This window comes from Bradyrhizobium sp. LA6.8, assembly GCF_040547935.1.
Taxonomy (GTDB): domain Bacteria; phylum Pseudomonadota; class Alphaproteobacteria; order Rhizobiales; family Xanthobacteraceae; genus Bradyrhizobium; species Bradyrhizobium barranii.
In genome coordinates this window covers 762,854-786,358 of sequence record NZ_JBEPQQ010000004.1, presented here as the reverse complement: position 1 = coordinate 786,358, position 23,505 = coordinate 762,854, and the positions used below count along the sequence as shown (strand labels likewise).

General features: G+C 58.9%; 21 protein-coding genes and 4 pseudogenes. 22 read left to right on the top strand and 3 right to left on the bottom strand.

All coding sequences use genetic code 11. From position 1 onward, the window contains the following. The first annotated feature begins 469 nt into the window (after window positions 1-469). The 6 genes from nifB (at window position 470) to ABIA90_RS23735 (ending at window position 4,304) form a co-directional block, all read left to right on the top strand. Window positions 470-2,026, top strand: a complete 1,557-nt coding sequence (gene nifB / locus ABIA90_RS23760; protein ID WP_354119545.1) for a nitrogenase cofactor biosynthesis protein NifB — start codon at window positions 470-472, stop codon at window positions 2,024-2,026. 15 nt (window positions 2,027-2,041) lie between these two features. Then, complete coding sequence (locus tag ABIA90_RS23755) at window positions 2,042-2,266, top strand: 4Fe-4S binding protein (protein WP_247457905.1); 225 nt, start codon at window positions 2,042-2,044, stop codon at window positions 2,264-2,266. Further along, window positions 2,181-3,227: a 4Fe4S-binding leucine-rich repeat protein gene (locus tag ABIA90_RS23750; RefSeq protein WP_354122476.1), complete on the top strand. Its 1,047-nt coding sequence runs from the start codon at window positions 2,181-2,183 to the stop codon at window positions 3,225-3,227. Before ABIA90_RS23755 ends, ABIA90_RS23750 begins: the two co-directional genes overlap by 86 nt. A 149-nt stretch (window positions 3,228-3,376) precedes the next feature. Continuing rightward, a complete protein-coding gene (locus ABIA90_RS23745) occupies window positions 3,377-3,697 on the top strand; it encodes a nitrogen fixation protein NifZ (RefSeq protein WP_247457904.1) in 321 nt (106 codons plus the stop codon). After that, on the top strand, window positions 3,694-3,933 hold the full coding sequence (locus tag ABIA90_RS23740) for a nitrogen fixation protein NifZ (protein WP_247457903.1): 240 nt from the start codon (window positions 3,694-3,696) through the stop codon (window positions 3,931-3,933). Before ABIA90_RS23745 ends, ABIA90_RS23740 begins: the two co-directional genes overlap by 4 nt. Window positions 3,934-3,944: 11 nt before the next feature. Continuing rightward, complete coding sequence (locus ABIA90_RS23735; protein WP_247457902.1) at window positions 3,945-4,304, top strand: DUF3024 domain-containing protein; 360 nt, start codon at window positions 3,945-3,947, stop codon at window positions 4,302-4,304. Window positions 4,305-6,266: 1,962 nt separating this feature from the next. Here the strand turns inward: ABIA90_RS23735 and ABIA90_RS23730 are convergent. Continuing rightward, window positions 6,267-6,768, bottom strand: a pseudogene (locus tag ABIA90_RS23730) (redoxin domain-containing protein). Between the two features lie 454 nt (window positions 6,769-7,222). On the opposite strand from ABIA90_RS23730, the gene nifH reads away from it, so the two are divergent. From nifH to ABIA90_RS23650, 16 genes and pseudogenes are all read left to right on the top strand, one after another. Next, the gene (nifH, locus tag ABIA90_RS23725) at window positions 7,223-8,113 is read left to right on the top strand and encodes a nitrogenase iron protein (protein ID WP_247457901.1); all 891 of its coding nucleotides are present in this window, start codon (window positions 7,223-7,225) and stop codon (window positions 8,111-8,113) included. A 66-nt stretch (window positions 8,114-8,179) separates the two neighbouring features. After that, the gene (locus tag ABIA90_RS23720) at window positions 8,180-8,908 is read left to right on the top strand and encodes a nitrogen fixation protein NifQ (RefSeq protein WP_247457900.1); all 729 of its coding nucleotides are present in this window, start codon (window positions 8,180-8,182) and stop codon (window positions 8,906-8,908) included. A 584-nt stretch (window positions 8,909-9,492) separates the two neighbouring features. Further along, window positions 9,493-9,786 (top strand): annotated as a pseudogene (locus tag ABIA90_RS23715) (hydroxymethylglutaryl-CoA lyase-like TIM-barrel protein); the annotation flags it as partial. Window positions 9,787-9,874: 88 nt separating this feature from the next. Continuing rightward, a complete protein-coding gene (locus ABIA90_RS23710) occupies window positions 9,875-10,051 on the top strand; it encodes a hypothetical protein (RefSeq protein ID WP_247458361.1) in 177 nt (58 codons plus the stop codon). A gap of 284 nt (window positions 10,052-10,335) precedes the next feature. Continuing rightward, window positions 10,336-11,242, top strand: a pseudogene (locus ABIA90_RS23705) (hydroxymethylglutaryl-CoA lyase-like TIM-barrel protein); the annotation flags it as partial. Window positions 11,243-11,255: 13 nt separating this feature from the next. Continuing rightward, window positions 11,256-11,588, top strand: a complete 333-nt coding sequence (gene nifW, locus ABIA90_RS23700) for a nitrogenase stabilizing/protective protein NifW (RefSeq protein ID WP_247457899.1) — start codon at window positions 11,256-11,258, stop codon at window positions 11,586-11,588. 1,174 nt (window positions 11,589-12,762) lie between these two features. Then, entirely contained in the window at window positions 12,763-13,878 is a 1,116-nt protein-coding gene (locus tag ABIA90_RS23695; RefSeq protein ID WP_502916602.1) for an electron transfer flavoprotein subunit alpha/FixB family protein, read from the top strand. 12 nt (window positions 13,879-13,890) lie between these two features. Beyond that, window positions 13,891-15,198 carry an FAD-binding protein gene (locus ABIA90_RS23690; RefSeq protein WP_247457898.1) on the top strand — a complete coding sequence of 436 codons (1,308 nt, stop codon included), beginning with the start codon at window positions 13,891-13,893 and terminating at the stop codon, window positions 15,196-15,198. A gap of 41 nt (window positions 15,199-15,239) precedes the next feature. After that, window positions 15,240-15,536, top strand: coding sequence for a ferredoxin family protein (locus ABIA90_RS23685; protein WP_247457897.1), 297 nt, complete (start codon window positions 15,240-15,242; stop codon window positions 15,534-15,536). Window positions 15,537-16,298: 762 nt separating this feature from the next. Continuing rightward, a complete protein-coding gene (locus ABIA90_RS23680; RefSeq protein ID WP_354119245.1) occupies window positions 16,299-16,745 on the top strand; it encodes a hypothetical protein in 447 nt (148 codons plus the stop codon). A 340-nt stretch (window positions 16,746-17,085) separates the two neighbouring features. Next, entirely contained in the window at window positions 17,086-18,201 is a 1,116-nt protein-coding gene (locus ABIA90_RS23675) for a TlpA family protein disulfide reductase (RefSeq protein ID WP_247457895.1), read from the top strand. Window positions 18,202-18,820: 619 nt separating this feature from the next. Further along, entirely contained in the window at window positions 18,821-20,116 is a 1,296-nt protein-coding gene (dctA, locus tag ABIA90_RS23670) for a C4-dicarboxylate transporter DctA (protein ID WP_247457894.1), read from the top strand. Window positions 20,117-20,683: 567 nt separating this feature from the next. Continuing rightward, window positions 20,684-20,796 (top strand): annotated as a pseudogene (locus tag ABIA90_RS23665) (P-type conjugative transfer ATPase TrbB); the annotation flags it as partial. Continuing rightward, the gene (locus ABIA90_RS23660; RefSeq protein WP_256470585.1) at window positions 20,762-21,154 is read left to right on the top strand and encodes a transposase; all 393 of its coding nucleotides are present in this window, start codon (window positions 20,762-20,764) and stop codon (window positions 21,152-21,154) included. The pseudogene ABIA90_RS23665 and the gene ABIA90_RS23660, both read left to right, overlap by 35 nt. Further along, window positions 21,151-21,504 carry an IS66 family insertion sequence element accessory protein TnpB gene (tnpB, locus tag ABIA90_RS23655; RefSeq protein ID WP_247457893.1) on the top strand — a complete coding sequence of 118 codons (354 nt, stop codon included), beginning with the start codon at window positions 21,151-21,153 and terminating at the stop codon, window positions 21,502-21,504. Before ABIA90_RS23660 ends, tnpB begins: the two co-directional genes overlap by 4 nt. 69 nt (window positions 21,505-21,573) lie before the next feature. Continuing rightward, window positions 21,574-22,017, top strand: coding sequence for an IS66 family transposase (locus ABIA90_RS23650; protein WP_354119246.1), 444 nt, complete (start codon window positions 21,574-21,576; stop codon window positions 22,015-22,017). Here ABIA90_RS23650 and ABIA90_RS45615 read toward each other — a convergent pair. Together ABIA90_RS45615 and ABIA90_RS23645 are read right to left on the bottom strand one after the other, a co-directional pair. Then, window positions 22,014-22,193: a hypothetical protein gene (locus tag ABIA90_RS45615; RefSeq protein ID WP_502916638.1), complete on the bottom strand. Its 180-nt coding sequence runs from the start codon at window positions 22,191-22,193 to the stop codon at window positions 22,014-22,016. The genes ABIA90_RS23650 and ABIA90_RS45615 overlap by 4 nt on opposite strands. Beyond that, window positions 22,127-22,843, bottom strand: coding sequence for a hypothetical protein (locus ABIA90_RS23645; protein ID WP_354119247.1), 717 nt, complete (start codon window positions 22,841-22,843; stop codon window positions 22,127-22,129). Before ABIA90_RS23645 ends, ABIA90_RS45615 begins: the two co-directional genes overlap by 67 nt. Window positions 22,844-23,505 lie beyond the last annotated feature (662 nt).

Below are 23,505 nucleotides of genomic sequence, written 5' to 3'. Positions count from 1 at the left end.
CCCGCACGCATCATCGCATGGTCTTTCTGGCGCAGAGCTCATCAGGCTGCCGCTCAACGCGCTCATGTCAAATCAAAAAGACAACTGTAATGCTAAGAAGGATCGCCGGTTCAAGTTGTCCTTCAAAGCTCCCGAACGTCTTTGGCGGATTGTGCTTTGCATACGCGTCACATTTCGGCGACAAGATCAACTTTCAACGACCAGCCGCCATGCTCTTTGCCCAAGGGCATAGATGAACCCGCGTACCCGCCGTCACAATAGCGCTGCCGGCGCTCTTGTGATCGCAATTCTGTCAGCTTTCCAACATGAGTTGATAAAACTGACATTCGAGCAGGCGGTACCTAACTGCTTGAAGCGAACCACAAAATACGTTTGTGGCAGGTATGGCACGCCAGTTGCTCTTGGCTTTTCAGAAACGACTCTGGGGATGCTTGCTGGAAGGATTCGGCTTGCGAAGAGAATTGGAAGAATGAGTACTTCAGCGCAACACCAGGTATCCTGTGGCGGCGGCGAGATCAGCGAGACCATGCAAGTCATGACTAAGCACAACAGCTGCGGTACGGTCGATGGCAGCGGCAAGGGCAGGTGCGGATCTCAGGCCGGCATCGGCAATGTGCGGAAGGAGGTCTGGGAAAAGGTGAAGAACCATCCCTGCTACAGCGAGGAGGCGCACCACCATTATGCCCGGATCCATGTCGCGGTCGCACCGGCCTGCAATATCCAGTGCAATTACTGCAATCGTAAGTACGATTGCGCCAACGAATCGCGCCCCGGCGTTGTCAGCGAGAAGTTGACGCCGGAGCAGGCCGCCAAGAAGGTGCTGGCGGTCGCTTCCGCCATCCCTCAGATGAGCGTGGTCGGCGTTGCTGGCCCTGGCGACCCCTTGGCGAATTCGGACAAGACATTCAAGACGTTCGAGCTCGTCAATAAATTCGCGCCAGACATCAAGCTGTGCCTCTCGACGAACGGTCTGGCACTAGCTGATCATGTCGACACGATTGCAAGACTTAAGGTCGATCACGTGACGATCACGATCAACATGATCGATCCCGATATTGGCGCAAAGATCTATCCCTGGATCTTTTACCGCCACAAGCGCTACACCGGCATTGAAGCTGCAAGCATCCTCAGCAATCGGCAGCTCCAGGGCCTGGAGATGCTCACCGCGCGCGGCATCCTGTGCAAAGTCAACTCGGTGATGATTCCCGGGATTAACGATCAGCATCTGGTTGAGGTTAACAAAGCCGTGAAGTCCCGCGGCGCCTTCCTGCATAACGTGATGCCGCTGATTTCGTCACCCGAGCACGGCACCGTGTTCGGTCGCAGCGGGCAACGCGCCCCGACGGCACAGGAAGTGACAGCATTGCAGGATAGCTGCGAAAGCGAGATGAACATGATGCGTCACTGTCGCCAGTGCCGCGCCGACGCCGTCGGACTGCTCGGGGAGGACCGCGGCGGCGAATTCACCATTGAACAGATCATGGCCATGGACTTCAAATATGATGAACAGGCCCGAAAGGAGTATCAGGCCAAAGTCGAGAAGGCGCGCATTGCAAGGCTTGCGGCCAAGCAGGAGCAGCTTGCGGAGCTCGCCAGCGCGTCCAGCGAAATCAAGGTGCTGGTGGCGGTTGCAACCAAGGGCTCGGGATTGATCAACCAGCACTTCGGTCATGCCAAGGAGTTCCAGATCTACGAGCTCTCGACTTCAGGCGCAAAATTCGTTGGCCATCGTCCTATTCATCCCTATTGCCAGGGCGGCCATGGCGAGGACAGCAAGCTCGAAGTCGCCATCGGCGCCATCAACGATTGCCATGCCGTGTTCGTGTCAAAGATCGGCGGCTGCCCGAAGGCCGAATTGATCAAGGCCGGAATCGAGCCGGTCGATCAGTATGCCGGCGAGTTCATCGATGGCTCGGCGATCGCCTGGTTCAAACTCTATCTCGATAAAGTCAATGAGGGGAAGATCAAGCACGTTGAGCGGGTCGATGCGGCGGCCCGCCACAATACGCTGATTTCCGCCGCCTGAGGATGGGGTCAGACAATGCCGTTCAAGATCATCGCCTCGCAATGCACGGGCTGTTCGGCGTGCGAAACGCAATGCCCGAATCTCGCTATTTCCGAACGAGCCGGCGTTTTCCTGATCGATCCTGAGAAATGCACCGAGTGCGCCGCCTACTTTGATGAGCCGCAATGCGTGGCGGTTTGCCCGGTTGACAACACATGCGTGCTCGACACGGCGCTGCCGCGTCACCAGGAGCCTGCTTGAGGGCCACGATGGATGTCACTACGACACTAACGGTTCAGAAACTCGGGCGGATGATGCCCGCCTTGACGAGGCGCCGGCCGCGGCTTTCGCCTTCTCAGACCGGGTGGACGGCTCGCCCTGGTCGCCAACCTTTTCGCCAGTTGCCAAACCATATTCTGGCGACGCGCACGTCGGTGGGAGCGCGTCGAGCTATTCTTGTCGGCCCAAAGGCCGCTGTCTTGAGCGTCGAGGATCGATTTCGCCTATGGGCCCACGAAGAGCGCAGGACCCGTCTTCCGCGATATCAATCCAGTCACCTGCGGCCATCATTGATCAGTCGACATTCATGCCCGAGGCCTTCTTCAGTCGGTCGTCCGAGAGAAAACGAGGGCCTCCTCACCGAGTCCTGTCTTGGTCGCACGGTGTCGAGCCGGCCGAGCATCATCCCAGGGCGGCAGGGTTTCACCTCGATGAAGGTGCAGAAAGTACACCTGCGCCATGCCAAGGCGTTCGCACCCGATCACGTGATGCGGAATCGAATTTCCTGCCACCGGTGCGGTCGGCGCCACCAAGCCGGAGTTCGGCTGTTATGAGAGCACCTCGTGTGGGTCTTCCTGTTCTCGCTCAACGCATATTGCCGACTTGCAGATGCGTCTCGGGCAACTCGGGATGGACGGCAGCTGTCGGGAGACAGCTGGGGCTTTGTCCCGCGGACAAGGCTGGCACCAAGGTGTTGTTGGGCACGCTCGAGCGTATGGGCGGGACCGTGAGTGATGACGTCCACAATGCCCTGGGTTGCCGGGGTAATCAGGTCGACTCTGTCGGCTGTGCGCATCCCGCGCTGGAGCACGCGGCTCGCCGCCGGCTCAAGCACGCCTCCCTCGATGACAGACGCGCGTGCCGCGTCGGTGGCTTCTTCAACATCAACCATGGGCTCACGATAGTTATCTGGAGCATCTGGAGTTTAGGTTGCGGGCGTTGATGTTGCTGCACCGGGATCCCGACAGGCTCATGCGATCCGTGATCGCAAGCGCCGCCGTGCGGGAATGGCGGGGGTTGATCGAGCATCATGATAGGGCGGTCCGTAAGGCCGGGCGCGGTACAGTTGAACTATGGAACAGGGACGGCAGCATGAGCAACATCGCCCGTGATAGTGACATCGTCGAGCTGACGGACGCCCCATTCTTTGATTATGGTGACAACGTGCGGGCCAACCGCACTATCCGCAACGACGGCACCTATGTGGGCAAGGAGATCGGTGAGGTTCTGGTCAAGAAAGGCGAGCTTGGCTATGTCATCTCGATCGGCACATTCCTGCAACAATTTTATATCTATGGAGTCGAATTCCTCAACTCCGGCAATCGCGTCGGCATGAAATGCAAGGAACTCGATCTAGTCACGCGAAACCGCGAAGGCGAGGAGCCGTTCTTGCCAGGAGCGGCACCCCGATGATCGAACCAAGATTGCCAAAATGCCGGTCAGGCCAACGTGTCAAGGCCGCAATCGATCTGCTCAACGACGGTTCCTTTCCCGACGCGTCGGCGGAAGAGTGTCTGGTCAGCGTCGGGTACATTGGTGAGATCGTCCAGGTCGGTCGCCATACGGAAGCGAACCTACCCATTTATATGGTCGACTTCGGCAAGCAGTTGGTGGTTGGCTGCCTCGAGGCAGAAATCTCTGCAGTCTAGGATATCGCGCAATGAGCGCCGCAATCATCAGGCGACATCATTCCGGATTTCCTGCGCATCCCAACGAGCTCGACCGGTGGCGGATCGTGCGCGCGCTGAAGAAGCGCGAGCACTACCGATATGTCTCGCCAAAGGTGACAGCGGTTGCTGGCGGCTATCTGGTCGAGAGCCCGTGCTGCTCAGGCAATATCAATGCGGAGGGCGGCCTCGTCGACGTCGCGCTGCTGCACCACGATAGGACTGGGGCGGCATGGCAGCTGCTCCGCAAAGATCACCGCACGGGCGTTTGGGAGTGGCATTCAACCCATCAACGGCTTGGCCTGGCGACAGCGGTTCTGAACGCCGACCCTGAACGTTTGTTCTGGCAATAGATGTGGAGATGTTCTGGCAATAGATGTGGAGATGGTGCTCGAAGGCGCCTTGACGGAGATCGAGTAGACGCTCGCCGCTATTGATACAGCCTCTGAGCCCTGCCTGACGCTCCGGCAGAAAGTTCCACATCTTGCCTGGATTTGTTGCGAGTCGTCCGACATGACGCAGAATCCGTTCCGCCGGGTTGGAAGTTCGACCTGCATCTGCTCGACGGTGGAGGTCACTGTTACAGCTCACGAATGAGCCGCAGCGCGCCGGCATTGTGCTGGCCAAGCGCTCTGGCAAGTCGATCAAGCAATCGCCTGCCGGTGCCAAGCTCACACAGGACGGCTAGGCCCGCGGCTTGCTTGCCATGCCGTAGTGCCCGGCCCGGGAAATATCACGAGCAGATCGCTCACTCGTTCATCGGGTCCATGAGACGGGGGACCGGCGATGGTCTCGCAGAACTGTTCGCTGAGGACGGAATGGCCTGGGAACGTCAACGTGGCTTATTAAACCAAGGATACTGCGGTAGATTAAATTGGATCAGCGAGCCGTGCTCGATCTGCTGACGAGGAGTAACGCTCAGGCTTCGCAAGATTTGCCTTTGTGAGTACTCGTCATTAAGTCCGCCGCCGTGCACTCGCTGTGAAGGCCGGTTGATGATGCGCGCGCAAGTGAGGCAGTGCGACTGTCCCGGCCAATCCGCTCTACTCCATCAATAGTATTGGGGCTTGGAAATATCATACTACGAAACTGGTGAGTGAAGTCGGCGCGTTCAAGCAAGAAGGGATTGTTTTACGAAGACGCATCGAGTGTCCCTTCTCTATGGCTTGCTTCCATGTTGAAGGCGCTGACGTGCACGTCGAGAATCAGGTTTGTCACGCGGATATAGATCGAGAGGACAGCGGACAAATTCGCGTGTAGTCCCGGTTCTTATCTACAAGAGAAAAATCCGCTTGAATAGTTGTCGATGACCATTGATATGGTAGTGGAAAGCAGTTGCGTCTTCGCCAAAACAAGACGCTACAGGCAAATGTGCAAAGCGGAATCGGAGAACACGTGGCAAAAAGCACCAAGCGCAAAGAGTATAGTAAGGATGACGTCAAGCTGCTCAAAGCGCACTCAAAGGCCCGCACCCCTGTAGCTAGGGTTTCAAAGCTTATGAAGCGATCCGAGGGCTCTCTAAGACAGAAAGCACATACCTTGGGGATTGGCTTGGGTCACCAGCGCTGAGATACGCGTCAAGGTTCGGAAATTGACCGGCGTGGTGATCGAGACGGCCAGGCGGCTTACGACCGCCGGGCCATCCGATCGTTTCAGGTTCTGCGCCCGAGGGTCAGCTCGCGCGATGAACGAGCTGACCGATTTCCTGATAGACCGGCTCACTTGGCCTAAAACTCGTCGAGTGTCATGGTTTTAATCAGGGACTGATAAGCCCGGCTCGTTCGTCACATAGTGCGGCTTACATCGCTGAATATAGATCTGCCGAGCCCAAATACGGGCTGCGACGTGCCGGCAAGGCGCAGAAAGAAGGGAATAGCCGCGGTCCGGCCTACGGCGACAATATAAAGGAACCGGCAGGAGATGTGCGTCGAGTAGGCGCAGAAGCGTACAAGTATTTTGTATGTTCATGCGGAGACGCGCCGGCATCCTCTTGTATGCGGGATTTGTTATGAGGTGAGCAAGAGCGGTGGTGAACCTTGTTCATCGTCATCATCGAGACTGTCGATTTCGCCGCAGCGACTGCCGCGCGCGGACAGCGCGGCGGCCGCGGCAGACGGCATGGCGGCAATGAGAATTGAATTGCGTGCCGTACTCGCTAGCAGCAGGCGCGCATTTGCGGTAAGATCGTCTGTATCCAAAAACGATTGAATCTGACGTCCTTCGAATTCGGGAGCTGCTCCTTGCTGCACTTTCGATATGTTGCCTCAGGCAATTTTAAGCGTGTCGCCGCCGATTTCGCGGTTGCAAGGGCAGAGCTAATCAGTCTGTATCGCATCCAGAACGCGTAACGTGTCCGTCGGGCTGCGGCCGACATGAGGCTTGTCGCATAGACATGCTGGATCGTGTTCTCAGGATCGACGATGAACGTGTAGCGATGCGCGATGCCATCACGCGATCGCACTCCAAGGCCATCGACCAGTGCGCCCTTGGTGTCGGCAAACTGCCAGATCGATAGACGGTGCAGATCCTTGTGCTCACGCCGCCAGGCGAGCTTGCAAAGCTCGTTATCGGTCGAGCCACCAAGCACGATTGCATCGCGATCGGCGAAATGCTTGGACAGGCGAGCAAACTCACCGATTTCGGTTGGGCAGACGAATGTGAAATCCTTCGGGAAAAAGTAGATGACTTTCCATTTTCCGGGAAACTCCTGTCAGTCAGCGTCTCGAAGGCGCTCTGCCCGTTCTCCTCTGGCAGGTGAAAGCCGGGCTTCACGCCTGTGATGTCGAACGGCGGCAACTTACTTCCAATTCCAGGCATATTGTCCTCACAACATCGCGTCACACGGAAACAGCGTTCCGCGATTGGCAAAGCAAGCGATATGCCACCCATCTGACGGCAAGTACCCATCATGCCGGTCGTGGAACATTCGCCTTTGATGATGGCGGTGTCCTCGAACCCCATCTGCACGAATCCACGCGCCAGGCTTTGTCGGGTTTCTGTCAGAGCCCTTGCCTCTGTCGGGTCCGCCACAGCTTCCGGTCTCGGACGCTGCGCTATTAGTCAAGCCTAGTCAGATGCTTAACGCGCGTGCGAACGAATGGCACGCCAGTTGCTACCTGGATGCAGCAACAAGGAGTGAGGGCTGAGGGCACGCCGACGCCGATGGCGAGCGATGGCCTCCTTCCCGAAACCCGTGTGCCCACGTTTCTGAGAGAGAAACAGCCTCGCGCGTTCGGCGCGCAAAATTGGCAATCGGTTGATGGAGAGCAACATGTCTTCGCTGAGACAAATCGCGTTTTATGGCAAGGGTGGCATCGGTAAATCGACAACGTCGCAAAATACGCTGGCGGCTCTTGCTGAGCTGGGCCAAAGGATTCTCATCGTCGGCTGTGATCCCAAAGCGGACTCGACCCGCCTCATCCTGCACGCCAAAGCGCAGGACACCATTCTGAGCTTGGCGGCGGATGCCGGCAGCGTTGAGGACCTCGAAATCGAGGACGTCATCAAGCTCGGCTACAAGGACATTCGATGCGTCGAGTCCGGCGGTCCAGAGCCGGGGGTCGGGTGCGCCGGAAGAGGCGTGATCACATCGATCAACTTTCTGGAGGAGAATGGCGCCTATGAGGACATCGACTACGTCTCTTACGACGTGCTGGGCGACGTCGTCTGCGGCGGCTTCGCGATGCCTATCCGTGAAAATAAGGCACAGGAAATCTACATCGTGATGTCCGGCGAGATGATGGCGATGTATGCCGCCAACAACATCTCGAAGGGTATTCTGAAGTATGCGAATTCCGGCGGCGTGCGCCTCGGCGGCCTGATCTGCAACGAGCGCCAGACCGACAAGGAGCTGGAGCTGGCAGATGCTCTTGCCAAGAAGCTCGGCAGCCGGCTGATCTACTTCGTGCCACGCGACAACGTCGTGCAGCACGCGGAGCTGCGCCGCATGACTGTGCTGGAATACGCGCCAGAGTCCAAGCAGGCGGATCACTATCGCAATCTCGCGAGCAAGATCCACAATAATGCGGGACAAGGCGCCATCCCGACGCCAATCAGCATGGAAGAGCTCGAGGATATGCTCATGGAGCACGGCATCATCAAGCCTGTCGACGAGAGCCTGGTCGGCAAGACCGCCGCCGAGCTCGCCGCTGCTTCGGCATAGTTCATGTTGTCGGCCTTCTCGACCGGGGAAGGCCGACATCGTCCACTCAGAAGCTGGGGGACCTTCATGATTGGCACACAAAGCGAATTGGCCAATACGATGTCATCTCCTGTATCAGCAGCTCACGTCCGCGAGCCGCGCGATGCAAGTGAGCTCTACGGGCTTCTGACCGGGCGCCATCCAACAGAAGTCGACATCAGCGACGATGAGGATTTCGATCGCCATGTGCTCGCTTGCGTTCTCGCCGCATCCGCTATGGATGGCGGCCAACTGCCCGAACGGGCTGGCTTGACTAACCAGGAGCTCGATGCGCTCTTGGTGCAGTACTTTCCATCCACGCCGGTCAGGAGTTGTACCTGGCGCGAACAGTCCGCGTTACCGGCTCCTGACGAGACGATTATGGTGCGAGACCTCCTGCTAGCGCAACGTTCCACCCATGGCGAGGTCGGCGGCTGGCTCGCGACGATGATCGCGCGGCGCGCCATGGAGCCTAATCACCTGTGGGAAGATCTCGGTCTGCGGGAGCGGGACGAATTGTCCCGCCTCCTGATGCGCCATTTCGGGCCGCTGGCGGCTCGCAACACCAAGAACATGCGCTGGAAGCGCTTCTTCTATCGCACGCTATGCGAAGATGACGGTCTGGTGATGTGTACCGCGCCGGTCTGCACGGAATGCAATGATTTTGATCTTTGCTTCGGCGAGGAGAGCGGGGAGAGCCGGATGGCCGGACGCCGGCGGGATCATCTGCGTCGTCTCGATGACCCCGTCCATGCCATCCCAAGTTCGCATGGCTGAGCTCACAATGGATGCCCGCTCCTCGGCGCGAGCCCCGGTGTATCGGACAGCTTTCGGCCAACTGTCACATGACCAGAGTGAGGGTTTGAAAAGACACCGGCTAAACAACTTCGCGCAGGCGGCCTAAGCAGGACGCGGCGGCGCCGATATCGGGCTTGATAACTGGCGGATGCGACCGTCACATTTACGCCAAGATGTTCTATGTTGACGCGCGATCGAGGCCAACATCCGCCCTCTCCATCGCGCCCCGCTGAACTTTTTACGAACGCCGACTTGTGGTTGGACGACCCGATGGCTCAAGAATCTTCTTCGATAAGCGCCGGAATGCACGCGCCTTCCCCGAACTGCTGCAGCTTGAGGTCAGGCCCGAACCGTTGCCCGGCTAACATGCTTCTAAGCTCGGCGCTTGCCTTCAGCTCGGTCGCAAGCGCCCCGAACCTGGCGCTCCGCCGTTTCCACCCTGTCGGATTTGCGACACACCCGACTAATCTGAAATTCGACGTCATTCACAGGTTCTCGGGAATTCGAGCGGGTTGGCACAGCAATTGCTGAACAGCTTACGGAATAAACATACGGAGCCGCTGATGGCGTTCGCTGCCGCAATCACCGGGCCCGACAAAGATCGGTCGAGGTCCATAGTCCTTAATGACACCACGCTGCGCGACGGCGAACAGACACCCGGCGTGGCCTTCACGGCACCGGACAAGGTCTCGATCGCGCGTGCGCTGGCCGCGGCCGGAGTCACGGAGATCGAGGCCGGCACGCCGGCGATGGGTCAGGAAGAGATTGCCGCGATCCGAGCGGTCGCCGAAGCGGGCCTTGGGGCCAGGATCATCGGCTGGTGCCGGATAAAACCCGCGGACGTCGATGCGGAGATAGGACCGCTCGTCCGCGGCGCGGGTCAATGGCTACCTGCTCGGCGTCGACGGTCATCCGGCGAACCGGAACTATGGCGGACATTCGCAAGTGAACCGCGTCACGGCGCAGAACCTCGCCGGCAACGCCACGCGAAGCCCGAACAACGCCGGCGGCGCCAACATGAACACACCGCTATGGAGCGAGGACATACCCCAAGCCCTGCGGATCACCAACGTCGCCACATACCCGGAGCGCGTGCGCTGCTATCCGCGGCAGCAACTGTGATGCGGGGACATGGCGCGGCTCTCGTTGCGCTAGGCTTTCTCTTCAAACGAACTGACCTTGCCTAGCCACGCGACGCCTGGGCGCGGACGCGTTCGTCCGCGTGGCTCCCGGTGCACACGTCGCGCACATACCGCCTCCAACTACGCGAAAAACCTGATCTCTCAATCCAATCCATCATTGGACGACAAACCGCAGCGCTATTCCTGCTGGCAATCTGCTGAAGCGGAGCTACGCCTCACTCATACGCGAACGTTTGAGTTTGGCGCGATGCTGCCGTTTGCATCATCGTGGCCGGTATTTCGATGGTAATCCTATCGATTCCCTCGTCCGACGTGCAGATTGCGCGAAACTCGGTGGCGGCCGTTTGGCCGCACTGGAGCGGATGAAGCGCGTCGTGGCCCACGCTCGCGACAAGGGACTGGATGTAGCGCTGGGTGGCGAAGACTCCTCGCGTGCCGATCTCAACTTCCTGATCGAGCTGATCGCAAGCGCCAAGGCGGCCAGCGCGCGGCGCTTTCGTCTCTCAGATACGCTGAGCCTGCTCAATCCTGACGCATCCTTAACGCTCATGGCCGCACTGCGCGCCAGCACCGATCTCGAGTTCGAATTCCACGGCCAAGACGATCTTGCCCCGGCGACGGCTGATACGCTGGCGGCGATCAAGGCCGGTGCGACGCACGCCCCTCTGACGGTCATTGGATTGGGAGAGCGAGCCGGCAATGGGCCGCTGGAGGAAGTTGCCGTCGCACTCAGCCAGATCTACGGCCGTGATACCGGCGTGCTGCTCTCCGAACTGGAAAAAGTCGCGGCCGCCGGTGCAGCCGCAGCGTGCCCACCATTCCGCTCAACAAGCGCTCGTCGGCGGGCATGTCTTGACCTCGATGGGCTCTTAAAAGACCGGCCCGCCTACCAAGCGTTGGACCCGGGGTTGCTCGGCCGCTCCCACCGCATTGTGATCGGCGAGCATTGCAGCTTTCGGTCACTGCCGACCAAGCCGGGACCATTCTCGCGCGCGTCCGTAAGCATGCCGTCGAGCACAAAGGCCCGGTTTCCCAGGAAACGGTGGTGGCGATCTGGCGCGACATTCGCGAGAGCTCGCTCTTCAACCGAGGGCGACCAGGTGGTCAGCCATGCGCTTCGCGCGATCAGGTTGGAACATTCAGCCAGGACGGTTTCTGTTCGCGGATCTAGATGGAGGTTGAGAATGACGATGGACGGGATCCTTTCGCAATTGAACAAGGCCTCCGCGGCAGAGGAGTTTTTTGCAGTGCTCGGCGTCGAGTACGATGCGAAAATCATCGACGTGGCGCGGCTTCATATTCTGCGTCGCATGGGTGAATATCTCGCCGGCGAGGAGTTTACCGGTGCATCCGATCCTGACATCGCCTCGCGTTGCAAGGCCACGCTTGAGCGCGCCTATGCCGATTTCGTCACGTCCTCCCCGATCGAACAGCGCGTGTTCAAAGTCTTGAAAAATGCGGCCGCACCACAATCGAACAAGCAGCCAGCATTGGTGCAGCTCAGTTCCTTCGAGTGAATTGAGTTTGTATCTCGTGCTCTGGAGCGTGAAGGTTCAGAGAACCGGCCACCCTCCCAGGGCGTCGAATTCAAATGAAAGTTGCAGTTACGGCCTCGCGGATCCGCAGCTTGGACACTCGGCTCCTGAAGGTAATCACGGCTCAGCCCTGATATTTCCATCGATTCAAGCTGGTGCTCATGGTGCACCTAGCTCCTGCAATGGTACGCCGGCAGCCGGGGAGCGCATATTTGACGAGGAAAGCGCAGCAAGATTCGGATGAATGTCGTCTGTCGCATTCCGGACACGGGTGCAGCGCGGCTATCGAATGTTCCGATCCTCGTGAGAGGCTGCCAATCCGATTTCCTTCAGTAAGAGTCTGTATTGGCGGTCAATTTTTATCGTCTGCGCAATTGGTACGACAATTGCTGAGATATGCTCAGCTAGTGTGGGGAAGCGAATGCACATCTTGGTCCGCATCGAGTTTATTTTGGACGCCGCGCAGTTTCGCGCGCGCTGCGTGTCGGCATCATGATGCGTCGCGACGCCAAAGTGACGTTTGCATATTCCGGCCTGGCTGAATTGAAAGCTGCGCTTGATCCGCGCCAAAGATTCGTCGACGAAATCACTCCCATTGGCCGATCAATGGCCGAGGTTTCGCGGGGGGGAGCCCTTGCTCTCCAGCGCCGGTCTCACGGTGCCGTTGATGGGCGGCTTCACCGCCAACCCTCGTGCCTTCGCCAAGAGTTGCGGACGTGTCGCTGCAATCGGAAATATTGCGAGGGCATTCGGAGTAATGGATCGCGTTTTCACCGGCAAGCTCGCAGCCGACAATGGCACCAGCCGCACCCCTGGCAGGTCCTCGATCTGTTCCAACTTGGTTGCATCTCGAAGATGAGGGGGACCAATCGATCGGATCGAGTGACTACCGCGCGGTTGCGTGCCTCACTAGTACCATTGCCAAATGGTGGCCCCAGAATGCCGAACCCGGCAAGAACCCGAAGCGCGTGCTTCGGGGCTCGTCGACAAAGGTCCAGCAATGGGTGCCTCGGCCCCGCGCTGCTGCCAGGCGGTGTTGAAAAATGGCGGCGGGCACGCGGCCGAACTCTTAACTGAAGCAATCTTCACGCGCGAATTCAAACAGGCGGAGCACCCTTCGCTGGCGAGCCGCTACTGAACACGGATGGGAGTACAGATGATGAGCACCGCGCCCAAAAGCGCCGCTCCGGCCGCGGGTGGTGGTCGCGCGGCGACCAAGAGGGAGTTGCCCGAACGATTCAAGGCGCATAGGCACGTCTGGGTCTTCATCGAGCAGGAACGCGGGATAGTGCACCCCGTCTCCTGGGAGCTGATGGGTGCCGGCCGCCGGCTCGCCGACAAGCTCAACGTTGACCTCGCCGCGGTTGTCATCGGCCCGGTGGGTGAGACAACGCAGCAGGCGATCGCCGAATCCTTCTGCTACGGCGCCGACGTCGCCTATATCGTCGCGGATGATCTCTTGGCCGATTATCGCAATGAATCCTACACCAAGGCCCTGTCAGAGCTGGTCAGTACGTACAAGCCGGAAATCCTACTGCTAGGGGCAACTACACTGGGCCGCGATCTCGCCGGCTCAGTGGCCACCACACTGCTCACCGGCCTAACTGCCGACTGCACCGAGCTCGATGTCGATGCCGACGGCTCGCTTGCAGCGACCCGGCCGACGTTTGGCGGCTCACTATTGTGCACGATCTACACACTGAACTATCGTCCACAGATGGCAACCGTCCGTCCGCGCGTGATGCCGATGCCGAAGCGCGTGACCGGCGCCGTCTGGCGTGTCATCTCGCATCCGCTCGGGCTTGCAGAAGAAGATATCGTCACAAAAGTGCTGTCGTTCCTCCCGGACCGCGATTCTACAAAGTCCAACCTTGCCTATGCCGACGTGGTCGTCGCTGGAGGGCTCGGTCTGGGATCGCCTGAGAACTTCCAACTGGTACAGCAGCTCGCGGACGTGCTTGGCGCCGAATATGGCTGCTCGCGGCCGCTGGTCCAGAAGGGCTGGGTCACCTCGGACCGACAAATCGGCCAGACCGGGAAAACCATTCGGCCAAAGCTCTATATCGCGGCAGGTATTTCCGGCGCGATCCAGCATCGCGTTGGCGTGGAGGGGGGCGACCTCATCGTTGCGATCAACACGGACAAGAACGCTCCGATCTTCGACTTCGCCCATATCGGCATCGTCGCCGACGCTATTCGACTGTTGCCCGCATTGACCTCTGCATTCCGCGCGCAGCTGTCGCCGCACTCGCACGACCGCATCGCTGGCTAGGGGAGCTTGTTCATGATCGAGGAAAGATTCGACGCGATCGTCGTCGGTGCAGGCATGGGCGGGAATGCGGCAGCGCTTACCATGGCCGAGCGGGGCCTGAAAGTGCTGCAGCTGGAGCGCGGCGAGTATTCGGGGTCGAAGAACGTGCAAGGCGCCATCCTCTATGCCGATATGCTGGAGAAGCTAATCCCAAATTTCCGAGAAGATGCGCCGCTTGAGCGGCATCTCGTCGAGCAACGCTTCTGGATCGTGGACGAGCGTTCGCATACGGGGATTCACTATCGCTCCGATGATTTCAACGAGGAGAAGCCGAACCGCTACACCATCATCCGCGCGCAGTTCGATAAATGGTTCTCGCAGAAGGTCCGCGAGGCCGGCGCTACGGTGCTGTGCGAGACCACAGTGACCGAGCTCCTCCAGGATTCCCATGGGAGGGTCGTCGGGGTGCGCACTGACCGAGATGGGGGTGAAATCCATGCAGATGTCGTCGTGCTGGCCGAGGGGGTAAACGGAGTGCTCGGGACGGGTGCGGGCTTAAGAGGGCGGCCGAAACCGGACAAGCTCGCGCTCGCGGTCAAGGAGATGCATTTCCTGTCGCGTGAGACAATCGATGCTCGCTTCAATCTCAAAGGCGACGAGGGGCTCGTCATCGAAGCCGCCGGAACCATTTCCCGCGGCATGACCGGTATGGGCTTCATCTATTCCAACAAGGAATGCATCTCGCTCGGCATCGGCTGTCTTGTTGCCGACTTCCAGCGTACCGGCGAGACGCCTTACGGCCTGCTCGAGAGCTTCAAGCGTCACCCGTCCGTCGCGCCGTTGATCGAGGGTTCGGAAGTAAAGGAATATTCCGCGCATTTGATCCCCGAAGGTGGATACAAGGCCATCCCGCAGCTTTGTGGTGAGGGCTGGGTCGTTGTCGGAGACGCCGCCCAGCTCAACAACGCCATCCATCGGGAGGGGTCCAATCTGGCGATGACGTCAGGCCGTATCGCCGCGGAAGCGATCTGCCTTGTCAAATCGCGAAATGATCCGATGACGGCCAAAAATCTCTCGCTTTACAAAAAACTACTGAATGATTCCTTCGTGATTAAGGACCTGAAGAAGTACAAGGATATGCCGGCACTGATGCATACCCACTCGCAGAACCTCTTTCTCACATATCCGCAGCTCTTCTCCAAGGCGATGCAGGATTACGTGCGCGTGGACGGCACACCAAAGCTTGAGAAAGAGAAGCTCATACTGAGCTCGTTCATCAAGGCGCGATCGTGGAGTGGACTGTTCAGCGATGCCCTGCGCATTGCCCGGGCCTGGCGGTGATCACAAACCAAAGACTACGACCAACGACGGAGCCAGAAAGAATGTCGAGCGAGCCCTCCCGACGTGTCGAGGACAAACTATTCTACAACCGCTATCTCGTGGATTCCGGCCGCGCCCATATCAAGGTCCGGCCGCACAGCACACCATCTTCGCGGCTCTTATCGATGCTGAAGGCATGCCCTGCACGGTGCTACGAGCTCAGCGATAAAGGTCATGTTGAGGTGACGGTCGACGGGTGTATGGAGTGCGGCACGTGCAGGGTGATCTGCGAAGAAGGAGGTGATATCGAGTGGAGCTACCCACGCGGCGGTTACGGTGTGCTATTCAAATTTGGTTGAAGGCTCGCGCAGGGCATTGGCAGGTTGCGTCGTTCTCGCGAAACAACGGGATCACGCCGCCTGCCAGTGCGGCCGGCAGTCTCCCTGAGGCCTCCCGACAAGCGAGTGGTCGCACAAGGCAAGCAGATACGTTTCAACGGCCGCGAGCCGCGCTCAACGCGCGGCAGGCGAACGGTTGTTAGTCATATCGCACGCTGGTGATGCATGCCGGAAATCGGTGAGGCGCAGGTGTATTCGGTCACGCGCGCACGAGCTGGTGCGCCTCATATGAGGCCCATCACCCCACAGAAATAAGGCCGGTGCGTGCGCGGGGGTCCTTCGCGATGTGGCGGCGCGAAGGCGCCATTTAGATTGCACCTGCGCCTCTTCTTTGGATCGGTAACTTTCTCGATTTCAAGTAAGGGTGCACGCACGGTCCGCGAAGTCGCTCGTCCGTCGGCGACCTCGTGCTCTGGTTTCCGAGAGAGCGCGTGGCGCTCATCACGGCTATATGATCATGCTGGGTGCACTGGGCGCGGTAACGGCAACCGCACCAGCCGAGGCATTGCTTAAATGGATAGGCTCGCGCGGTCTATTTCAGGTGCTTGCCGCATCCAGTGCCTTCCCGGGCGCTTCGATCTAGTTGTGGTTCCACAGCAAGAGGCAACTGCGAAGAGCCCCAGGGACAGTCAGCCTGAAGATCGTCTATGCGGATGGGCGGCTCTGGACATTGCGCCGATCTCTTCAACATGTAGCGGGTCGCGTGGGCCCTGCAGTCTCGTCATGGCGATCGCCCTAAGCGTTGCCGCATTGCTGCTCGGCGCGCTCGCCGATTCGCTGCGCCGGCTTGGCAAGAACATGCAAAAGCTGCTCGCAATCATAGCTGCTCTGTTCATTGCAGCCGGACTCGCGCTGATATTGTATCGGCCATTCCTGTCGCTGCCGTGGATCGTTGTGACGGTGGTCGGATCAGCCAATCGTCCTCAGCTATGCGATCATCAGAGATTACTTTCCGCCCGAATGATCGCGCGCAAGAAACGGTGTGCTCAATGTTCTGCATTTCGGGTCGGCTTTCCTCGTCGAGTACGGGACGGGGTTAATTCTCGAGCAATGGCCGGCAAAGGACGGACACTACCCCTCAATCGCGCGCATCAGACGGCGTTCGGTATCAAGTTGTGCTGCAGCTGGTCGCCCCGGTCTGGTTCATTGGCCCTTGGCTCAAAGAGTTGAATTGGAGAGTGAGATCGCCGTCAAGCGCAACTCGACGGGCCAAAGCAGGTCAGTTCACGTCGTGATCCGGAGCGCCGAAATGGTCATCCTGGAAACCGTTCAAGATGTGGAGTGGTGAACTCGGCCTTCCGCCTGACCTCCGGCTCTCGGCCTACAGGCGTCAAGAACGTCCGCACGGCGGCCGACAGATTGGCTGAGAAGCTCCAAACAGCTGGTCGGATATGCAACATGCGTCGCAGGTTCGACAGGAATGATAGGAAAATGCGCATTATCAATGAGTGCTGGCTGGCATGCGGCTTGCTGTTGTTCTCCGCAGAGCCAGGTAAAGGGAGTTTGAGCAATGACCAGTCTGACTGAGAGCGCAAGTCAAGTCGGTGAGGAGAATGTGCTGACAGTCGGTTCGCCGGCTCCCTCCATCAAAGTTGAGGACTGGCTACGTGGCCAGCCCGTTACAAAGTTCGAACCTGGGAAGGTATACATCATCGACTTTTGGGCGACGTGGTGTCCACCATGTATCGCCTCGATGCCGGGTTTGGTGACCCTGCAACGCAAATACAGGAGTAACGGAGTTGAGGTGGTAGGCATCGCGGCTGAGGAACAAGCGTCGTCGGCAGATGAAGCGCGAGCCAGCTTGGACGATTGGTTGACGAAGAACTTGCCAAATCTGAACTTCCCGATCGCATTCGACTACGCCGGCGAAATGAACAAGCTTTGGATGGATCCCAGCGTTTCTTTCGGCATTCCCTCGTCATTCGTGGTCGATCGTGAGGGCCGCTTGGCCTTTATCGGCCATCCGACGGAACTCGAGAACGTGCTGCCGAAAATTCTGAACAGCTCCTGGGCAGTGAGCGACGAAGCCAAAGCCCTAGATGCGGAGAGGATAAACAGAGCTCGACGCGAAAAGCGCGAACGAGAGCTGATGGAGCCGATCTTTGCCAGGCTTCGGGCCGCCCTGAATACTGAGGATTGGGCGGCAGCTCTTTCAGTAGTTGAAGAGGCACTCGCCGCGATGCCGGACCATGTCGGCCTCCATGAGCTTCATGCGGAATTGTTGCTTCACAAGATACGCGACATGCGCGCCGGCCTGGTCGTATTGCGCCAATTGGTTCGCGATGCGATCGAGCAGAAATGCGTGCATCGGATGCGCGTGGCCATCCGCCAACTCTTCGACCCTGCGAAAGACTACTCGGGTTTTCCACATGCCGAGCGCTTTGCCATGGGCAAGGACCTCTCCGAACACATCCTGGCGGCGAATCCGCCCCAAGGCAGTGAGAACGCGAAGTTCCTCTCGTACGGGGCGGTCGCTCAGTACTATTGCGAGACCGGTAAAAGGGATCGGGCGATCGAATTGGTCGAGGTGGCGCTGAAATGGCTGGATGCAGCGCCTATGCCAGATCTAACCAAGCGGAAGCTGGTGCAGCTGCTCACTCAAGGCTTTGGCGAGCTACAGGAGTAAGAAGCTCTTTCAGGAGGAGTGTTGTTCGAAACGGAAAAAACACAGCGTCTGAAAAGCCGCAACCGAGATCGCCAAGGGCAGCGTGAGCAATTTTGATTGTCATGTCTTCTCGGCCGTTGTGCTTTTGCGATCCAAGTCGATGTCTTTAAGGATAGCGGGGCATTCACCTGAAGTGAGGATAGGACGAGTAATCGGGTGAACGCAGGCGAGCTGCACCACCACAAGTTCTTTAGGGTGAATGTTTCTTAAAGGTACGTCGCGCTCCGGCGCGATAGCGCCGAGAATGCCTGTTCAGGTGAAGAGTGGTGCTCGGTGCTAGAGTTGTGGCGCCTTATAAGGTGCTGGTGGGTTCTTGGAGTAAAAAGATAGAAATGGTGACGCTGATGCATTCCAACTCTCAAGCAAGCTTTCTCAAGCTTTTACCGCTGGTTTCAGGCGAGATTCAGAACTTCGTTTCGCGTTGGTGGCAAGCCGAATCGGGAGAGGCGGCAAACCGCGGGAACGGACCGGGCTGTTTAAAGCGGTCAGTGCCCTGTGCGCGCCGCGCTAAGGGCACACTGAGCGGGGCCGAGCCTTCATTGTCACCACTCTTTGGTACCACGGCGCCGGGTCGAGCGTGATGTACAATCACCGTCAGCGCCGCTCTGTCAAAGCCGCCGCCCTGCTCCAGCCATCTGGCCGCTGGTACAATGTTCTTTATATCCAGGTAGTCATCGCGATCCTGATTGGCGTTCTCGTTGGCTGGCTGTGGCCTGCTGTGGGGACGAGCAGCTGGGTCAAGGCGCTTGGTGACGGATTCATCAAGCTGATCAAAATGGTGATCGCGCCGATCATCTTCTGCACTGTTGTGTCCGGAATTGCGCATGTGCAGGATGCACGAAAGGTCGGCCGTGTCGGCGTCAAGGCGCTGCTTTACTTCGAGATCGTGTCAAGCTTCGCGCTGATCTTGGGTCTCGTGATGGGCAATCTCGTTCAGGTAGGCCATGGGCTCGCTCCCAGGGTTGATGCCGCGGCGGTAGCCAACTACGTCAAAAGAGCGGAAGGGCAGAAGGCCGTCGATTTCCTCCTCAATATTATTCCGGATAGCGTAGTTGGCGCTCTGGCCCAAGGCGACGTGCTTCAGGTGCTGCTGTTTGCCATCCTATTCGGATTCTCGCTGATGGCGCTTGGCGAGCGGGGTGAGCGGATGCGCAGCCTGGTCGACGATGCTGCACACGCGGTGTTTGGTGTCATTAGGATCGTAATGAAGGCAGCGCCAATCGGGGCGTTCGGCGCCATGGCCTACACTATCGGCGAATTCGGACCGTCCGCGCTCGGTAAACTCATCGGCTTGGTTGCGCTGTTCTATGTGACAGCCGGGCTCTTCGTGATCATTGGGCTCGGCCTGGTCGCGCGCTTGGTCGGTTTTTCTATTCTAAAGTTCATCATCTACATCAAGGATGAGCTGTTGATCGTGCTCGGAACGTCGTCATCCGAAAGCGCGCTGCCGCAGTTGATGGAAAAACTCGAACGGCTGGGCTGTTCCAAGCCGGTCGTGGGCCTGGTGGTGCCGACAGGATACTCTTTCAATTTGGATGGGACCAACATTTACATGACGTTGGCGACCTTGTTCATCGCGCAGGCGCTCGGGGTCGATCTCGACTTCAGCCAGCAGCTCACGATACTCGTTGTGGCGATGCTCACCTCGAAGGGCGCAAGTGGTGTTACCGGTGCTGGGTTCGTCACCCTGGCCGCAACCTTGACCGTGGTCAGTCCTGACCTCGTCCCGGGCATTGCCATCGTATTCTCGATCGACAAGTTCATGAGCGAGGTGCGCGCGCTTACCAACATCATCGGGAACGGTATTGCCGCGGTATTTGTGTCGTGGTGGGAAGGTGAACTCGACCATGTCTCGCTACACGCGCAGCTCAAGTAGATCTGCGATTTTAGCTCGGCCATTGCGGACTAGAAATCACCTTTGAATGCCTGCATTCTGCGTTGGCAATCGTCGTGCAGTACTGGGCCCCCTGATCCCAGGGGGAATGGTGCAGGGTCACTAGGCTCACGGTAGTGCACCCGACCAGTGTCGGCATTGGTGCCTGCGGCAGCCCGCCGGCTGATGTGGTTCATTAGCCCCGGTTTGAGCTTCCTCAAAAAGTGGGACCTCAATCGTGCCCACGCGAGGGAGCGACAGTGGTTCAGGAGAAGCAATGGAGCCCGAGTAAACACCGCGACCGGGAGGGGCGTAAAAATAGTAAGCTCCAGACCATTGCTCATTACTGATTTCTCGCCTCGCCCTCGAGGGGTCGGCGCGTCAAGCCGGCGCTCTTTTCACATTTTCCTTTCTCTACGCTACACTACGAACGGCATATTCCCTCTGTTGCGGTGACACGCGATCTATCTTTTATTTGCCTTCAGATGAGGGCACCGAAGCGGCCTCAGCAGCTTGGGGCAAATCGTTGCGATCCATTCTGATTCAGAGGCGAACTTGCGCGGAGCGCGTATGCTGCGTACGCGTTCGGGCCCGCCATCGCAGGGTATTTAGAAGATCCGGCAATCGTCGAGGTGATGCTCAATCCGGATGGCCGGCTGTGGATCGACCGACTGTCGATTGGACAGCAAAAAGGACGTCCATTTGGACGGCTCATCGGTAAGGCCGGTGAGCCGGCTGGAGGTCCTTGAAGGACCGTCGGGACGCCGCGTGCGTTCGGAGGCTGAGAGAGCTCGGATCGTCGCCGAGAGTCTGCCACCCGGTGCCCAGGTGTCCGAGGTGGCGCGCAAGCACGGAGCGGCGGGACAGCTGCTCGCCATCTATGGCTGTGTCGGTCCGCAGCACCACATCGCCGATCGCGATCTCAAGCGCTATCGCCGGAACGTGACCCTCCTCCAAGGCGCTTTCCACGACCAGCGGCGCGAATGTCGGCTGCGACGCCTCGCACCGCGGGTGATCCGCGCAATGCGAGCGTCACGATGATCGCAGCCGGTGCCGATCTGAAGATTTACATCGCGACGCGGCCGATCGACTTCCGCTGTGGCCACGATGGACTTGCGGCAAAGGTGCAGGAGATGCTTCGCCTCGACCCGTTCAGCGGCGCAGCCTTCGTGTTCCGATCGAAACGAGCGGACCGGATCAAGATTGTGGTCTGGGATCGAACGGGCCTCGTGTTAGTTCATAAGCGCCTCGAAGGCTGCAGGTTCGTTTGGCCAACGATCGCAGACGGCGTGATGCGCATATCGCCAGCGAGGTTCGCAGCCCTGTTCAAAGGGCTGGATTGGAGGTTGGTGCGCCCGCAAGAAGCGCGGCGTCCGCAGGCGGCCGGATAACTGCGGCAGATTGACTCGGGAGCTATTTTGAACGTGGCACGCGCAGTGGTGATGTGCTCGAAATGGCGCATGAGCATTGCGGCGCTGCGCGCGGAGAACGAACGCCTGAAGGCGATTTTGGCGCAAACGCACTCAGCCTTGAGCGAGCATCAGGAGGCACTGGCGGCATCGGAGGAAGCGCGACGTCGGCTGGAGGTCATTCTCGGGGAATTGCGACGCGAGAAATTCGGCGCGAAGTCCGAGAAGCTGCGGCCAAATCAGTATCAGTTGCCGCTGGAAGACGTGGAGATCGCGCAAGGCATCCTGGACGCGGCGCAGGAGAGAGCCGAGGCTGTGATCCAGGGCCGATCGCGGAGCGCGCCGGATCAAGGTTCTCATCGCAATCGCGGCTGCTTGCCTGCCCATCTGCCTCGGGTGGAACGGATCATCGAGCCTGCGAGCAGGCTCTGTCCGTGCGGTTGCGGCGCCATCGTGGCGGTCTGGCCGAGCCGCTCCTCCGCGACCAACTGCTAGGCCGTCTTCCGTCTAAGCGCCCTCAGCAGACGCTGCACGATCGAATGCTGTTTCGTCCCGAACTCCTCGGGGTGTTTCTCGCTGAGCCGGCCGACGATGGCGAGTGCAGTTAGCTGCGGTTGCGTCGCGAGCCAGCCCTCGATCGCAGCAATATGCGGGTCGAGCTTGGAGGGCATGCGAACCCTGGTTTTATAGGGCCGACGGGTGCGCCGGTGCGTGGCACGCGACTCGCCGGACGTCGTCGTCTTGCCGAGCGTCTTCGCAAAAGTGGCTGCGGTCGCGGGCGCGGTGCTCGTGCTGGGGGTTGCAGGCCGCGCGCCTGTCCGGCACGATGATCGACGTCATTGCCGAGTTCGTCCTGGGTCGCTCGAATCTCGGCCAACAGCGCGACTGGATCGAGCGAGCGATACTGATCACGCAGCCGCTTCTTCACGGCCGCGGTCACCTTGGGATGCGCCACTGCACGCTCATAGGGCGCTGATGGGAGATGATAGCGTTTGATCACTTTAGCCCCACCGCGGCGCTTCTCCTTCAGCTTGAACGACGGCTGGAAGAAGTTGACGTAGAGCCGTGCCGCCGCATAGAGGCGGCCCATCGGGCGCGCCGTCTCGACGCCATCGAAGCGGCCGTAGCCCATCAGGCGACGGACGGCGGCATCTTTCTTCTCGACAAAGGCCTGATCGTTCTTGCGGTAGGGGCGACGGCGCGTGAAGACACGAGACACTGTCAGCCTGTTCGCAATATGCAATTTACGTGAGGTGATCCCTGTTGACGATCTCCGTCTACTGGGAAGACAATCTCGAATCGCGACCAATTGGGGGGGCATATGAAACCGCCTCCGTCCGCTCTCCGGGGATATCCAGATCCATTTCGATTGAAATCTCGACAATGGCTTCTGGATGATGGTTATTTTCCGCCAAGGCGTATTTGAGCGCTTGGGCGCGGGTGAGGAAGAGGCCTCCAAAAATACCGGCTCTGCTCGCGGGCGACCCAGTTGCCACGGCTATTCCTGCCAACAAAGACGACCGATGGTCTGCGGCCCTCATCTAGTTTGTGTGTCATAGCTTCGAAGGGCGCGACCATCAGGTAGCTCCATACTCGTTAGCGCGCTGCGGTGGAATACTGGCATATCACGCATAAATTCGAGTCCGGTCCCTACCGATTTTACCAGAGTGGACGCTGCCTCCGGTAAGCATCGGCAACGGATTGACTTGGCGAGTGGCATCCCCGCGCCAGCCGCAAAACCCCCAGTCGTTGCCACATTTAGCTCACGTTGGTAGACAAGCAACTCGATTCTCCCCCATGTCAGGCCGAGAAAAGCGCCGGGACCGCGCAGTTGCTGTGATCTGCCTGTCAAAAAAGTTGTCCTGAAGCCGCACATTCATCCGAATCACTCGCCAAACAGTTGTCGGCAAGTGATTGAAAGGCTCCCTCTGCCTTCGCTACACTTCTTTCGTTTACCTCAAAGCAATAGGCGTGCCATTTTGC

What these genes read in the sequence shown, in the direction of transcription:
- ABIA90_RS23735 (WP_247457902.1), top strand. Translation starts at nt 3,945, where the DNA reads ATGAGCGCCGCAATCATCAGGCGACATCATTCCGGATTTCCTGCGCAT.
- ABIA90_RS23755 (WP_247457905.1), top strand. Translation starts at nt 2,042, where the DNA reads ATGCCGTTCAAGATCATCGCCTCGCAATGCACGGGCTGTTCGGCGTGC.
- ABIA90_RS23690 (WP_247457898.1), top strand. Translation starts at nt 13,891, where the DNA reads ATGATCGAGGAAAGATTCGACGCGATCGTCGTCGGTGCAGGCATGGGC.
- ABIA90_RS23645 (WP_354119247.1), bottom strand. Translation starts at nt 22,843, where the DNA reads ATGCCCCCCCAATTGGTCGCGATTCGAGATTGTCTTCCCAGTAGACGG.
- ABIA90_RS23685 (WP_247457897.1), top strand. Translation starts at nt 15,240, where the DNA reads ATGTCGAGCGAGCCCTCCCGACGTGTCGAGGACAAACTATTCTACAAC.
- ABIA90_RS23650 (WP_354119246.1), top strand. Translation starts at nt 21,574, where the DNA reads ATGAGCATTGCGGCGCTGCGCGCGGAGAACGAACGCCTGAAGGCGATT.
- nifW (WP_247457899.1), top strand. Translation starts at nt 11,256, where the DNA reads ATGACGATGGACGGGATCCTTTCGCAATTGAACAAGGCCTCCGCGGCA.
- nifB (WP_354119545.1), top strand. Translation starts at nt 470, where the DNA reads ATGAGTACTTCAGCGCAACACCAGGTATCCTGTGGCGGCGGCGAGATC.
- ABIA90_RS23660 (WP_256470585.1), top strand. Translation starts at nt 20,762, where the DNA reads ATGGCCGGCTGTGGATCGACCGACTGTCGATTGGACAGCAAAAAGGAC.
- tnpB (WP_247457893.1), top strand. Translation starts at nt 21,151, where the DNA reads ATGATCGCAGCCGGTGCCGATCTGAAGATTTACATCGCGACGCGGCCG.
- ABIA90_RS23740 (WP_247457903.1), top strand. Translation starts at nt 3,694, where the DNA reads ATGATCGAACCAAGATTGCCAAAATGCCGGTCAGGCCAACGTGTCAAG.
- ABIA90_RS45615 (WP_502916638.1), bottom strand. Translation starts at nt 22,193, where the DNA reads ATGCCCTCCAAGCTCGACCCGCATATTGCTGCGATCGAGGGCTGGCTC.
- nifH (WP_247457901.1), top strand. Translation starts at nt 7,223, where the DNA reads ATGTCTTCGCTGAGACAAATCGCGTTTTATGGCAAGGGTGGCATCGGT.
- ABIA90_RS23720 (WP_247457900.1), top strand. Translation starts at nt 8,180, where the DNA reads ATGATTGGCACACAAAGCGAATTGGCCAATACGATGTCATCTCCTGTA.
- ABIA90_RS23675 (WP_247457895.1), top strand. Translation starts at nt 17,086, where the DNA reads ATGACCAGTCTGACTGAGAGCGCAAGTCAAGTCGGTGAGGAGAATGTG.
- ABIA90_RS23745 (WP_247457904.1), top strand. Translation starts at nt 3,377, where the DNA reads ATGAGCAACATCGCCCGTGATAGTGACATCGTCGAGCTGACGGACGCC.
- ABIA90_RS23680 (WP_354119245.1), top strand. Translation starts at nt 16,299, where the DNA reads ATGGCGATCGCCCTAAGCGTTGCCGCATTGCTGCTCGGCGCGCTCGCC.
- ABIA90_RS23695 (WP_502916602.1), top strand. Translation starts at nt 12,763, where the DNA reads ATGATGAGCACCGCGCCCAAAAGCGCCGCTCCGGCCGCGGGTGGTGGT.
- ABIA90_RS23750 (WP_354122476.1), top strand. Translation starts at nt 2,181, where the DNA reads ATGAGCCGCAATGCGTGGCGGTTTGCCCGGTTGACAACACATGCGTGC.
- dctA (WP_247457894.1), top strand. Translation starts at nt 18,821, where the DNA reads ATGTACAATCACCGTCAGCGCCGCTCTGTCAAAGCCGCCGCCCTGCTC.